Here is a 13,802-nt window from a genome sequence, read left to right on the forward strand (position 1 = left end):
CGCCTACAGGTCCAGCGCCAGGCTTTGCCGGCCCTCCAGCGCCAGCAGGTACTGCTTGGCCGCCAGGCCACCGGCAAAGCCGGTGAGGCTGCCCGAAGCACCGATCACGCGGTGGCACGGGGCGATGATCGAGATCGGGTTGCGGCCATTGGCGGCGCCTACCGCTCGCACCGCGCTGGGGTTGCCGATCTGCCGGGCGATGTCGCCGTAGCTGCGGGTTTCACCAAAGGGTATCGCCAGCAGCGCGGCCCACACCTGGCGCTGGAACTCGGTACCGGCAAAATCCAGCGCCAGCTCGAAGCGCTGGCGTTTGCCAGCGAAGTACTCGCCAAGCTGCCGCGCGGTGTCCAGTAACACCGGGCACCGGTCGTCACGGTGCAAGGCACCGAGGCGCACGCGGTTTTCCCGTTCTTCTTCCCACAGTACGGCTGCCAGGCACTCGCCGCGGGCGACCAGGGTCAGGGTGCCGACGGGCGACTGCATTAGGGTGAATGCGCTGGACATGAGCGGGTTCCTGCCTGTTTGCGTTCGGGGCACTGTACGCATCCACAGCCCAGCACGCACCCGCTTTCTTGCTCAGGTAATTGCACAACCGGCAATCCGGCGCGCTTCCCTGAGGTTGACCTTGGGAATCAGCTCGGCCGGAATGCGCGAGATCGGCGACAGGTTGTAAACATGGAAGTGCTCGTTCACCACCTCCCTGGCCATCAGCGTCAACGACGGCAGGATGCGGCTGTCCCAGTGCTGGTCGAGCCCACACGGCGAACACTGCCCCTGGCCGTTCTCATAGAAGCGCCCGACGCTCTGATCCAGGTCTACCCCTACCAGCAACACTTCTTCAAAGCCCAGGTGATAGGCCAGCTGCAAGGCCACATAGGCCACTGTGCGGGCATCGAAGAAACCATGGGCCAAGTCTTTGCTGAAGGCAATCGAGCGGCTGCGCTTGCTCCACAGTGCACGGTTGCACACGCAACTGTCACCATGGCCACGCAAACCGTCAAGCAGGCCTGGCGTGTCGGCTTTGTGCAAGCCATAACACTCCGTGCCGGCTGGCACATCGGCACCGGCATATTGCTCGGGCCAGAGCGCCAGGCGCTCGCTGTCGCGCAAGGCAGTGGCGAACAAGGCCGGCTGTTGCTGGCCAAAGCTTTTGTCGGTGCACACGTAGAAGAAGGGTTTGATGCCGTGTTCGGCGGTCATCGCGACCGAGCCGTTCATGGCGATGATGGGCAAATGCGCGAAATCACCAAGCGGAAAATGCTTGGCAGACGCGCCGGAGGCAAGGATCACCACGGGGCCCTGTTGGGTGTTGCGACACGCCTCGAAACTGGAGAACGCCCCGCGTTCAGCGCTTGGCTGCGACGGAAGTGTGTTCATCAATGGCATCTTTAACTGGACAGTACAAACCACAATACTGATCCGTGTATATGCCGTGGCCGCTTTTACCTAACTTTACCTACCTGAACTTAATCGCCCGCCATGTCCCTGAGTGGCGGGTTACGAGGGGCTGCACAGCGCTCAAACGGTACATGTTCAATGCCGCCTGGTCCGGCTGACGCCGTCACAGCAGACCACCTGAGCCCAGGCTTGTTCCCCCACTGTGGATCAGGAATACCGATTAACGCCCACGAGGTGACAAACGGGCCACCGGCGCTTGATCAAACGCGGTTTTATTCATGAGCCAGCTTGATGCTTATCACTGGCGAGACTAATACTTAGGTCTCTGCCTGGGGAGGCACGAAACATGCAAACAAGATTCGTTATCGTTCCCGCAGTGCCTATCGAAAAGGATTCGTTCCGCGTAGGCAGCCGCTACTACGCCGCTACCGTGTGCGGTGGGTTCGACATTTACGACAACCAGGCGAAGGAGCGGCTCAAGCCGAGCTACCCAAGCAGGACCGATGCGCAGGTGCAGTGCGAACAGTTGAACAAGCGAAGTGAAGTGGGGTGATCGTGGGCGCTCCAAATACAGGCGCCCGCGCGATCCCTGCAGGAGCAGCGAGGGGCCGCACAGCGGCCCCCGGTGTCGATTCAGATTATTAACTGTCAGCCCAGGAACAGCTTGTACGCCGGGTTGTCAGTCTCATCCCAATACCGATACCCCATCTCGTCCAGCGCCAACGGCAAGCCCGCCAACTCATCCCCCGGCACCTCCAGCGCGGCAAACACCCGAGCCTCCGCCGCACCGTGGTTGCGGTAATGGAACAGGCTGATGTTCCAGCGCTTGCCCAACCGTTCCAGGAAGCCCAGCAATGCCCCTGGGCGCTCGGGGAACTCGAAGCGCAGCACCCGCTCATCAGCACCCGGCGCAGCGTGGCCACCCACGGTATGGCGCACATGCAGTTTGGCCAGCTCGTTGTCGGTCAGGTCCAGCACGCTGTAACCCTGCTCGCGCAGGTTGGCCAGCAACTGGTCACGCGGGTCGTGCACAGGGTGAGTCTGCACCCCGACGAACAGTCGCGCTTCCTTGCCCGGGTAATAGCGGTAGTTGAATTCGGTGATCTGCCGCTTGCCCAGCGCCTGGCAGAAGGCGCGGAAGCTGCCCGGCTGCTCGGGGATGGTCACGGCGATGATCGCCTCGCGCTGCTCGCCCAGTTCGGCTCGCTCGGCCACATGGCGCAGTCGGTCAAAATTGACGTTTGCCCCGGAATCAATGGCTACCAGGGTCTGCCCCTGCACGCCATCGCGTGCCACGTACTTCTTGATCCCGGCCACGGCCAGGGCACCGGACGGCTCGGTGATAGAGCGGGTATCGTCGTAGATGTCCTTGATCGCCGCGCACAGCTCGTCACTGCTGACGGTCACCACTTCATCGACAAAATGCCGGCACAGCTCGAAACAGTGGGCGCCGATCTGCGCCACCGCCACACCGTCGGCGAAGGTGCCGACCTGGGGCAGGATCACCCGCTCACCGGCAGCCATGGCGGCCTGCAGGCAGTTGGAGTCCTCCGGTTCGACGCCGATCACCTTCACCTCGGGGCGCAGGTACTTCACGTACGCGGCGATGCCGGCGATCAGCCCGCCGCCGCCCACCGGTACGAAGATAGCGTCCAGCGCGCCCGGGCGCTGACGCAGGATTTCCATGGCCACGGTGCCCTGCCCGGCGATCACGTCCGGGTCATCGAACGGCGGTACAAAGGTGGCGCCTTCGCTGTCTGCCAGCTTCAGCGCGTGGGCCAGGGCATGCGGGAAGCTCTCACCGTGCAGCACCACATGCCCGCCGCGCGAACGCACCCCTTCCACCTTCAGTGACGGCGTGGTGGTCGGCATGACGATGGTGGCCTTCAGGCCCAGGTGTGACGCCGCCAGGGCCACGCCCTGGGCATGGTTGCCCGCCGAGGCGGTGATCACCCCACGCTCGCGTTGCACAGCACTCAGGCGTGACAGACGGGTATAGGCGCCGCGGATCTTGAACGAGAAGGTGGGCTGCAGGTCTTCGCGCTTGAGCAACACCTGGTTACCCAGGCTGGCCGACAGTGCAGGCGCGGCTTGCAGCGGCGTTTCGATGGCCAGGTCGTACACCGGCGCGGCCAGAATGCGCCGCACCTGCTCCGACAGCAGTTGCTGGGGGGTGACGGTGGTACGAGGGACGCTGAAGCTGGTCATCGATGACTCCTTGGCTTTTTTATGTTGCCCAGGAGTCAGAGAGAAAAAACCCGCCTCCAGGGCGGGTTAGGTGCACGTACGCGCTAGCCCGCCAAGCTGATAATGGCGGTAATAATAATGGCGTTCACATGCGGGAATGTATTCATGGGGTAGGAACTTAGCCGTTAGTGCGGCACAAAGTCAACACTTGGCCTGCTGCGCCGAAAGCGGCACATCGAACACCTTGTCGAACCCCCACTGGAAGGCAAAGGCGTAAACAAAGAAGAACACGAACAACGCCAGGTTGGTCAGCAGTGCCGCCCACAGGCTCACATCCAGCCAGTACGCCACCAGTGGCAGCAAGATCACCACCAGCCCGCCCTCGAAGCCCAAGGCATGCAGCAAGCGCCGCAGGAAGGTGCGCTCACGTTTGTGCTGGCGTGCTTCCCAGCGCTCGAACACCCAGTTGTAGCCCATGTTCCAGCTCATCGCGATGCCCGACATCAGCACCGACAAGATGGCCGACTGCGCCATGCCGGCGCCAAACGCCAGCTCTAGCACAGGCGCCACGCAGGCGACGGCGATGGCTTCGTAAAGAATGGCCTGGACGATCTTGCGGGCCTTGCCTTGCATGTTCAGTTCCCTGGGTAGACGACCCGTAAAGCTACAATATGTCGCACACAAGAAAAAGCCGAAATTTGGACAACGGCGCGTTCGGCTGCTTGTATCTATCCCGTACAAACAGCGACATCTCGTACAACTTGGTCGAGGGAACCGAGCGAGGATAAGACGATGCTCCACTGCCCCCTGCCGGTGACTGCTGCATGAGCCTGGCATTCATCGATTTTCTCACCTATGTGCTGTTCGGCCTGAAGATACTGGCCATCACCCTCGCCTCGCTGATGTTCCTGCTGGGCCTGGACGACCTGTTCATCGACCTGTGCTACTGGGGCCGCAAGCTGATCCGGCGCTTTCGCGTGTATGACAAGTACGAGAAGGCCGACGAGAAGCGCCTGTACGAAGTCCCGGAAAAACCCCTGGCCATCATGGTCCCGGCCTGGAACGAAGTGGGCGTGGTCGGCGAAATGGCGCGCCTGGCGGCCTCCACCATCGACTACGAGAACTACCAGATTTTCGTCGGCACCTACCCCAACGACCCGCAAACCCAGGCCGACGTCGACGCGGTGTGCCTGCACTACCCCAACGTGCACAAGGTGGTGTGTGCACGCCCTGGCCCCACCAGCAAGGCCGACTGCCTGAACAACATCATCGACGCCCTGCTGCGCTTCCAGCAGGATGCTGGCATCGAGTTCGCCGGTTTCATCCTGCATGACGCCGAAGACGTGATCTCGCCCATGGAATTGCGCCTGTTCAACTACCTGCTGCCGAACAAGGACATGATCCAGATCCCGGTTTACCCCTACGCACCGGAATGGAAAGGTTTCACCGCCGGCCACTATGTCGACGAATTTGCCGAAAACCACGGCAAGGACGTCATCGTCCGCGAAGCGCTGACCGGCCAGGTGCCCAGTGCAGGTGTCGGCACCTGCTTCAGCCGCCGCGCCATCAGCGCGCTGCTGGAGGACGGCGACGGCATTGCCTTTGACGTACAGAGCCTCACCGAGGACTACGACATTGGCTTTCGCCTGAAGCAAAAGGGCATGAAGTGCATATTCGCCCGCTATTCCATCACCGACCCGGCGCTGACCCTGAAGCAGGAATGGCGCCCGGGCATGAGCCGGGAATTCTCCCAGGTGATCTGCGTGCGCGAGCACTTCCCGCGTGACTGGCAGCATGCCATCCGGCAGAAGTCACGGTGGATCGTCGGTATCGTGTTCCAGGGCACCAGCAACCTCGGCTGGAGTCGCAAGGGCGCACTCAACTACTTCCTCTGGCGCGACCGCCGCGGGCTGTTCGCCTACCTGCTGAGCTTCTTGGTCAACTTGTTGCTGCTGGTGTTGCTGGCCATGTGGCTGGTCACGGTGATTGCGCCGAACTCGTGGCGCTTCATGTCGATCCTCAGCGACAGCTGGCTGCTGTCTACCCTGCTGTGGCTGAACGGGCTGATGCTGTTCAATCGCCTGTTCCAGCGCGGCTGGTTCGTCACCCGTTTCTATGGCATCGGCGAAGGCCTGCTGTCGGCACCGCGGATGATGTGGAGCAACTTCGTCAACTTCTTCGCCAACCTGCGTGCCCTGCGCCAGGTGATGGAAATGGGCGACTCGCGGCGCGTGGCCTGGGACAAGACCACCCATGAATTCCCCGCCATCGCCGCCCCTGCCCGCACGCCGCTGGGCCAGCGCCTGGTGGCCAAAGGGCTGATCAGTGACGAGCAACTGCAACAGGCAATCACCAGCCCGGTACGCCGGCGCCTGGGCCGCGAACTGCTGCTGCGCGGCTGGGTGAACAGCGAACAGCTGGTGGCGACCCTGGCCGAGCAGCTGGACCTGCCCTGGGCACCGCTGAACCCGTTCAAGCTCGACCCACAACTGATTGCCACGCTGCCACGCAAACTGGCGACGCACTATGGCGTGCTGCCCGTTGCCGAAGACGGCGACACGCTGATTCTAGCCAGCGAAAGCCCGGTCAGCCAGGTGTCGCTGGGGGTGATCAGCCGCTACCTGAAACGCCCGGTCCGCGTGCGCCTGGCGCCTCAGGGCCGGGTAACCCTGGGGCTGCGCTACCACTACCCAAGCCCCTGGCAGAAGCCTGAAACCCGCGACATGCTGGCCATCCTCGAACGCCATCAGGACGATGAAGCGCTGCTGGAGCGTGTCAGCCACCACCAGGTCATGCTCGGCACCCTGTTGCAGGTGCGCGGCATGGTCCCGGTCACCCTGTTCAACCAGGCACTGATCGACTTCGACCCCGAGCGCCAGAGCCTGGGCGAGCACCTGATCGCCCGCGGCATCATCACCGAACAGGTGTTGCAACAGGCGCTCGTTGAGCAGGCCAGCGAGCAGCAGGCCGCCCTTGATCTGATCCGGGAGGTGGCATGAAGCCGCGCTTTTCCCTCACTTTCGCTGGCCTGTTGCTGTGCTCCGCCGCGCTGCCTGCCGCCGCCTCGGCGCCGATGACCGACTTTCAGCGGTTCACCAGCTTCCCGTTCATGGACCGCGGCTACCGTGAGGCCAAGAAAGACAACTGGGCCGAGGTTGAGCGCCTGACCCGCCACGTGCTGGGCCGGGTGCCGAACAACGACGAGGCCCGCGCACTGCTGGTAGAAGCCCTTGCCCATCAACGCCGCTACAAGGAAGCCGAAGCGCTGGCCGGGCAACTCGACGGCAGCCCCGAATACGCAGACGCCCTGCTCGAACTGCGCCTGACCTGGATCGAACAGGACCCACCGCCGGCCAGCCAAGTGGAACAATGGCTGGCCGCCAGTGAGGGTAATCAACGCGTGCGCCTGTGGCAGGCCTACAGCCTGAGCCTGGCCAAATTCGGCGGTGCGGGCAAGGCGCTGGACTGGCTCAGCCAGTTGCCGCCCAGGGATGACGGCCAGGTATTGCGCCTGGTCCGGGCCAACTTCGCCGAACAACTGCGCAACTGGAAAGAAACCATCGAGCAACTGCAACCGCTCGCCGACAAGGGCCAGTTGCCCGCCGAAGACTGGCAACGCCTGGCCAATGCCTATGTCCAGCAGGTGGATGAAAAAGGGTTGAACAAACTGCTGGCCAGCGCGCCCTCCCCTCAAGCAGCTGACCAGGCGCGCCTGGCCATGGCCAACCGCGCCATCGCCGTGGGCCACAACCAGCAAGCCCAGCGCTGGTTGCAGTCGCTGCCGCCCGATCAGCTGAATCAACCTGACCAGCGCCAGCAACTGTGGGAGCTGGCCCGCAAAGGCGACGATGCAGCGCTGGTGCGCCGCCTGAGCAACGACCTGCAACGCCCCTGCCTGGACACCGTCGACTGGTTGTCACGCCATGACCCGGACCTGGCCCGCGAACAGTTCAAAGGCTGCACACCCACTACCGACGCACGCGCCTACGCCGTGCTCAAGCAACGCCTGTATGGCGACCCGCCGCAACCCCCACAACCGCGCACAGCCAGCGAATGGGAAAACCGCTACCGGCAAAGTGGCGACCTGGCCGCACTGGATCAATCCACCTTCCTGCTGGTGGAACAGGGCCAGACCGGACACGCCCGGCAACTGCTGGAACAGGCCTACGACCGCCGTCAGGGCCGCCTCAGCCCATCGCTGCTGCAGCGCCTGGGCAACCTGTATGCCCGCAACGACGGGCCGCTGGACAGCCACCGCATGCTCGGCCTGATCCCCCGAGTCGATGCCAATACCCGTGCCCAGTTGCTCGGCCGCCTGGCCGAGGCAGGCCAGTGCGACGCCGTGCGCCAGGCGGTACCGGCCACACCCCGCGAGCCCGGCCAGTACCGCGCCCTGGGCCGCTGCGCCATGCCCGACCAACCCGGTGAAGCGGTGGTCTACTACCAGGCCGCCGAGCGCCTGGGCGACGCCGGCAACCGCCTGCCGTTGGCCTATGCACTTGAAGCAGCCGGCGATTCCGAAGCCGCACTGCCCATCTGGCGCAGCCTGCCGGACAGCGCCTGGACCGACAACGCCCGCCTCACGGCCGCCGGGGGCGCGCTGAACGCAGGCGACGCTTATGCGGCCCGCCGCTATTGGGACGCCGCCGCGCACCACAGCGCCGATGACTGGGCACTGGGCGCGGCCATTGCCCAGCGCCAGGGCGATTACCAGGCGGCCTTGGGTTTCCAGCGCCAAGCCTTGGCAAGCAGCCCACGGGCCGACCACTACTACGCGGCCGCCAGCACCGCGCAACTGGCCGGCGACAGTGCGCAGAGCATGACCTGGCTCGCCGACGCCGTGCGCCTGGCCCCCGATCAGCCGCGCTACCGCGCCGATTACGGCATGCGCCTGGCTGGCTCGACAGACAAAACCCAGCGCCGCCAGTCGATCCCCTACCTGGAGCGTGCCACCCACGACTTCCCCGAGGATTATCGCCTCGGCGAAACCCTGGCCTTGCGCTACGACGAAGCCGAAGACAGCGCCTCGGCACGCCGCGAACTGCGCCGCATCCTCGATGTGGAGCAGAACCTGGTCGACGGTGACGACGAATACGGCAGCCTGGAAGCCCGCAAATACCGCCAGCGCCGTGCCCACGAAAGCCTGTCACGGCGTGACACCATCACCTTGGCCAGTACCTGGTCACCCGCCGGCACCTCGACCAACGACAAGTTCCTCGACAACGGCCAGCGCAGTGGCAGCTCCCGCCGCGCCCAGTCGCAGAACGTGCAACTGGCCATGTGGGACCATGCCCTGGGCGAAGAACCCAGCCGCAACGGCAGCACCCTGTCGGTGTATGGCCGGGTGCTGTTCGGTGGCCAGAGCCGAACCGACTATGCGCAAAGCATGGGTACCGGGGTCGGCCTGCGTTACAAGCCGCTCGGCCAGGCCAACCTCAACCTGTACGCCGAGCTGTACCACCAGCGGCAGATCGACGAAGCCCATTACCGCGCCCTGAGCCTTGGCCAGTTGCTGAGCCCGGCCAAGGTCGGCGGCAACTGGGGCGACCTGCGCCACCACGCCGAATCGAGCAACGACCTGCTGTTGCGCGCCACCGCCTCGTTCCTTGATCAAGGCGACTGGCGCAATGACTGGCGTGTGGATGAAGACAACTGGAACGAGCGCTTCCTCTACCTTGACGCTGCCTGGTGGACCCGCGCCGGCGACCACGCCTGGCTGTCGCGCTACCAGCAAGGCCATGCCTGGAAACTACCCGGCAGCTCGCCGCAAACCCTCATGCCCTATGGCTTTGTCGAGTTCTCCAGCCAGGACCCGAGCAACGACTGGCGCCAGGACGCCCGGGCGGGGGTTGGCGTGCGCTGGCAATGGTGGTTCGATGACGACCGCTACAACGCCTATCGCGGCTCGCTGAAAGTACGTGCCGAGTACCAGCAGTCGCTGGGCGGCAATCTTTACGAGCGCGCCAACGGCGTGCTGGTCGGTGCGGAGATGACCTTCTGATGCGTGCGATCCTCGCCTTCTGCCTGCTTGCCCTGTGCCTGCCCGCCACAGCCGACCAGCGCCTGTTCTACCAACCCCTCAACCGCGACGCCAAAGTCACCCCCGCCCAGTGGCAACAACTGTGGCATGCCACCGTGGCCCAGGGGGGGAAAACCCTGATCGTGCAATGGAGCGCCTATGGCGACAGCGACTTCGGCGGCGCCCAGGGCTGGCTGGCCAACAGCCTGCGCAGCGCACGTGCCCAAGGCCTGCAGGTGGTGCTGGGGCTGTACATGGACCCCGCCTACTACCAGCGCCTGGAAGAACTGGACGGCGAGGGCCTGAACAGCTATTGGAAAGCGCAACTGGGGCGCTCACTCACCCAGTACCAGCAACTGCGCCAAGCCTGGCAATTGCCGGTGGAGGGCTGGTACCTTCCCATGGAGCTGGACGACCAGCATTTTCGCGACCCCGCGCGGCGCGAAGCGCTGTTCAGCCAGTTACAGGCCTTCAACCGCCAACTGGACAAGCCTCTGCACATCAGTGCCTTCAGCGCAGGCAAGCTGTCGCCCCGGGTCAATGCCGCCTGGCTGGATCAACTGGCAGGCCTGGGCTTGAGTGTGTGGTGGCAGGATGGCGCCGGGACTGGTCGATTGCCGCCGTTGGTTCGCCAGGGTTACGAACAGGCCTTGCCGTGCCGGATAGGTGTGGTGCGCGAGGCGTTCCGCCAGGTGAGTGCGCCAGGTCAGGCATTCAGGGCTGAACCTGCCGAACCGAAGCTGGCCAGCGGGTGCCATGCCGAGGCAGTGTTTGCCTTGCGCTACCGGCCTTGGGCCCAGAAGGTTCTGCCACAGAATTGAGTCGCCAGGCCCGGCCTCTTCGCAGCACAAGGCTGCTCCTACAGGTATCGCACGTCTCCTGTAGGAGCAGCCTTGTGCTGCGAAAGGGCCGGACCTGGCAAAGCAGTACTCCCAGGAGTTCACCCATGTTCAAAACCATCGAGGAACACGTACGCAAGCAGGTCGCCCCCGCCGCCCTGCGCGCCGAGTTCCGCCAGCACGAATTCGAGTCCATGCGCCCGTTCTGCCTGCTGGTAATCTGCGTCAGCATCCTGATCTGGCTGGTCTTCGACCTGATCGTCAGTTTCCTCGCAGGCCAGGGCTTCACCTGGCTGTCCTACCTGTTCATCTCGCTGCTCGGCTGCCTGGCCGTCGTGCTGAACTTTACCCGCCGCAGCCATCACTTCGACGTGCTCAACCTGTTGTTCATTGCCATCATCACCTTGGGCATGCGCCTGCTGATCGAGGGCATCCCGGTCACCCTGCGGCCGGTGTGGCTGGTGCTTGGGGTTTCCGCGGTACTGTATGCCGTATCGGTGCTGCCGGTGCGGCGCTGGTCGTTTTTCTGCGCCATGGTCATCACCTGGGTGATGCTCAACCCGTTCTACCACACCCGCATCGAGCCCGACGCACTCGAAGGGGCCATGCTGATCAGCTACGCCGTGTTCCTCAGCGGCCTGGTCAGCTACAGCTACCTGCAGATCCGCAAGACCAAGCTGCACAACTTCTACCTGTCCAAGGTGCTGCTGGAGCAGGCCTATGTCGACGCCCTGACCGAAATCCCCAACCGCCGATCGTTCATGGCCCAGGCCGGCCGCCTGCTGCACATGGCCACACCCGGGCAGTACCTGGCGATGATCGATATCGACAATTTCAAGCGGGTCAATGACCGCTTCGGCCATGACGTGGGCGATGAAGTGCTCAAGCGCGTGGCCCTGCATATCAAGGCGAGCATGGCCGGCCATGAGTTTGCCCGGCTGGGCGGTGAAGAGTTCGCCATCTTTCTGCAAGGGGTGGACCAGCAGGGGGCCGAGCAGCAGGTGGCGGCGCTGTGCAAGCGGGTGCGCGAGGACATTGGCGAGCACCCGGTGACCATCAGCATCGGCCTGGCACGGGTGGACCGGGGTGACAGCCTGACCACGGCGCTGGTCCGCGCCGACCAGGCGTTGTATGAAGCCAAGCACACCGGCAAGGACCGGTTTGTGTTGTGGTCAAGCCAACTTACAGACCAGAGTTGACTGGCCCGGCCTCTTCGCGGGCTTGCCCGCTCCCACAGGCCCTACACAGTGCTTGAGATCTGTGCGGTCCCTGTGGGAGCGGGCGAGCCCGCGAAGAGGCCGGCACAGGCATCCATCACCCCGCAGGCAACCGAATGCGGAACTGCGCCCCACCCAATGCTGACTGTGCCACCGTCAAGGTGCCGCCCTGCCCCTCGATCGCCCGCCGACTGATCGCCAGCCCCAGGCCAAACCCGCCGGTGTTGCGGTCGCGGCTGCGGTCCAGCCGGTAGAACGGCTGGAAAATCCGTTCCCGCTCCTCTACCGGTATGCCGATCCCGTCATCCTCCACCGTCAGCAGGCAGGCGCCATCGTCCTCCAGGCGCAAGCGCAGCAACAGGCTTTCATCGCAATAGCGCATGGCGTTGCGCACCAGGTTCTGCACCGCCCGCGCCGTCAGCCGTGGGTCCAGCACAAACCGGGGCAAATTGCCCTCGGCCCGCACTTCCCACTCGATACCCCGGCCATCGAGCTCTTCGGCAAAACCGCCGAGTACGCTGTCGACCAGTTCCAGCAACGACACCTCGACCCGCTCGCGGGCCTGATCGGCGTTGTACAGGCGGCTGTAAGACAGCAGTTCCAGCACCAGCTCATCCAGCTCGCGCACATGCCCCACCAGTTCCAGCAGGCGCTTGCGGCTGGCCGGCGGCACTTCGTCGAACAACAGCACCAGGCCGAAGTCCAGGCGGGTCAGCGGTGTGCGCAGCTCATGGGACACCGCATTGAGCAGCTCGCGCTGCTGGTTGACGTGACGTTCCAGGTCACTGGCCATGGTGTCGAACACCCCGGCCAACTCACCGATGTTGGAATGCGGCGAAATGTGCGTGCGCTCGGCCATCTGCCCCTGGCCCAGGCGCCGGGCGGTTTCCTTCAGCCGCTCCAGGTCGCGCCAGTGCGGCCACACCCATAACAGCAAGCACCCGAGCATGGCCGCACCGATCAGCACGGTCACGCCCCACGACAGCACATTGATGTCCAGTGGGTCTGGCGGTGCGTGCAGGCGCACCAGCCACTCCTTGTCCAGCGGTGCCAGCACCGTTTCGTAGTAGCCCCACTCGGCAATTCGCACGGCGTACTGGCCGTGCTCCAGGCGCGCCTGCTCATCTGCGCTGAGTTCGGCCTGGTCCATGCGCAGCAGCTTCACTTCCAGCGGGGCGAACGCACTGGCCAGGTCTTGCTCCACGGCTGGCCACTGCTCGCGCGGGGCCTGGTGGAACTGGCGCACGATCAACGACTGCACGCCTTTGGCCTGGTCCAGGTTGTAGGCCATGAAGCGTTCCTGGAACAGGCCGACGATGGTGTCGGGAATGAACAGCAGGGCACCGGCGTAAGCGACGATGATCACCAGGTACAACCGCACCAGGATCTTGAGCATGGCCGGTCAGCACTCCCACTCGACGCGGCTGAACAGGTAGCCTTTGCCCCACACGGTCTTGATCTTGCGCGCTTCGCCGGCGTTATCGTCGAACTTGCGCCGCAGCTTGGAGATGGCCACGTCCACCGAACGGTCGGTACCGTTGAACTCGATGCCGCGCAGCTGCTGCAAAATGCGGTCGCGGTTCAGCACTTCGCCGGCATTGCGCGCCAGTACCACCAGCAGGTTGTACTCGCCGCTGGACAGCTCCACCTCTTCGCCGCGCCAGCTGACCGTGCGCTCGGCCAGGTCGATGCGCAGGCCTCCGATCAGGATCAGGTCGTTATCCAGCCGCGGCTCGTTGACGCTGCTGCGGCGCAGCAGGGTACGCACACGGGCCAGCAACACGCGGGGCTCGCAGGGCTTGGTCACGTAGTCGTCGGCGCCCATTTCCAGGCCCAATACCTGGTCATGGCTGTCGTCGCGGGCGGTCAGCATCAGGATCGGCAGGGTTTGCGACTCCTGGCGCAGCAGGCGGCACAGTTGCAGGCCATCGATACCCGGCAGCATCAGGTCGAGGATAACCAGGTCAGGTTTTTGCCGGCGATATTCGTCCAGCACATGATCGCCCCGGGCGATCACCTGGACATGGAAGTCGTTGCGTTGCAGGTAGCTGGCGATCAGCTCGGACAGGGCGCTGTCGTCTTCGACCAGGAAAATATTCGGCATAGGTGCTTGGGATCTAGGTTGTGGTAGACCTCACTGGC

11 protein-coding genes are annotated in these 13,802 nt (G+C 64.2%); 5 read left to right on the plus strand and 6 right to left on the minus strand.

The annotated features are described in order from the left end of the window. Positions 1–3 precede the first annotated feature (3 nt). Both AK81_RS05850 and AK81_RS05855 read right to left on the minus strand, forming a co-directional pair. Complete coding sequence (locus AK81_RS05850; RefSeq protein ID WP_043197431.1) at positions 4–504, minus strand: methylated-DNA--[protein]-cysteine S-methyltransferase; 501 nt, start codon at positions 502–504, stop codon at positions 4–6. A gap of 72 nt (positions 505–576) precedes the next feature. Beyond that, positions 577–1,377 carry an LPS biosynthesis protein gene (locus tag AK81_RS05855; protein WP_043197432.1) on the minus strand — a complete coding sequence of 267 codons (801 nt, stop codon included), beginning with the start codon at positions 1,375–1,377 and terminating at the stop codon, positions 577–579. Positions 1,378–1,744: 367 nt separating this feature from the next. On the opposite strand from AK81_RS05855, the gene AK81_RS05860 reads away from it, so the two are divergent. Then, entirely contained in the window at positions 1,745–1,951 is a 207-nt protein-coding gene (locus AK81_RS05860; RefSeq protein WP_043197434.1) for a hypothetical protein, read from the plus strand. 95 nt (positions 1,952–2,046) lie between these two features. Here AK81_RS05860 and ilvA read toward each other — a convergent pair whose 3' ends face one another. Both ilvA and AK81_RS05870 read right to left on the minus strand, forming a co-directional pair. Then, complete coding sequence (gene ilvA / locus AK81_RS05865) at positions 2,047–3,606, minus strand: threonine ammonia-lyase, biosynthetic (protein ID WP_081042019.1); 1,560 nt, start codon at positions 3,604–3,606, stop codon at positions 2,047–2,049. A 180-nt stretch (positions 3,607–3,786) separates the two neighbouring features. After that, positions 3,787–4,218 carry a PACE efflux transporter gene (locus AK81_RS05870; RefSeq protein ID WP_043197436.1) on the minus strand — a complete coding sequence of 144 codons (432 nt, stop codon included), beginning with the start codon at positions 4,216–4,218 and terminating at the stop codon, positions 3,787–3,789. Positions 4,219–4,409: 191 nt separating this feature from the next. On the opposite strand from AK81_RS05870, the gene nrfB reads away from it, so the two are divergent. The 4 genes from nrfB (at position 4,410) to AK81_RS05890 (ending at position 11,642) form a co-directional block, all read left to right on the plus strand. Beyond that, positions 4,410–6,584, plus strand: coding sequence for a cyclic di-3',5'-guanylate-activated glycosyltransferase NrfB (gene nrfB / locus AK81_RS05875; protein ID WP_043197438.1), 2,175 nt, complete (start codon positions 4,410–4,412; stop codon positions 6,582–6,584). After that, positions 6,581–9,586 carry a phage receptor gene (locus AK81_RS05880; protein WP_043197440.1) on the plus strand — a complete coding sequence of 1,002 codons (3,006 nt, stop codon included), beginning with the start codon at positions 6,581–6,583 and terminating at the stop codon, positions 9,584–9,586. Before nrfB ends, AK81_RS05880 begins: the two co-directional genes overlap by 4 nt. Beyond that, the gene (locus AK81_RS05885; protein ID WP_043197442.1) at positions 9,586–10,425 is read left to right on the plus strand and encodes a DUF4434 family protein; all 840 of its coding nucleotides are present in this window, start codon (positions 9,586–9,588) and stop codon (positions 10,423–10,425) included. Before AK81_RS05880 ends, AK81_RS05885 begins: the two co-directional genes overlap by 1 nt. Before the next feature lie 125 nt (positions 10,426–10,550). Further along, a complete protein-coding gene (locus AK81_RS05890) occupies positions 10,551–11,642 on the plus strand; it encodes a GGDEF domain-containing protein (protein WP_043197444.1) in 1,092 nt (363 codons plus the stop codon). 115 nt (positions 11,643–11,757) lie between these two features. Here the strand turns inward: AK81_RS05890 and AK81_RS05895 are convergent, their stop codons facing one another. Beyond that, a complete protein-coding gene (locus tag AK81_RS05895; RefSeq protein ID WP_043197445.1) occupies positions 11,758–13,056 on the minus strand; it encodes an ATP-binding protein in 1,299 nt (432 codons plus the stop codon). Between the two features lie 6 nt (positions 13,057–13,062). Next, on the minus strand, positions 13,063–13,764 hold the full coding sequence (locus AK81_RS05900) for a response regulator transcription factor (RefSeq protein ID WP_016499479.1): 702 nt from the start codon (positions 13,762–13,764) through the stop codon (positions 13,063–13,065). Positions 13,765–13,802 lie beyond the last annotated feature (38 nt).

This window comes from Pseudomonas putida W15Oct28 (genome assembly GCF_000708715.2).
In the GTDB taxonomy this organism is placed as follows: domain Bacteria; phylum Pseudomonadota; class Gammaproteobacteria; order Pseudomonadales; family Pseudomonadaceae; genus Aquipseudomonas; species Aquipseudomonas putida_R.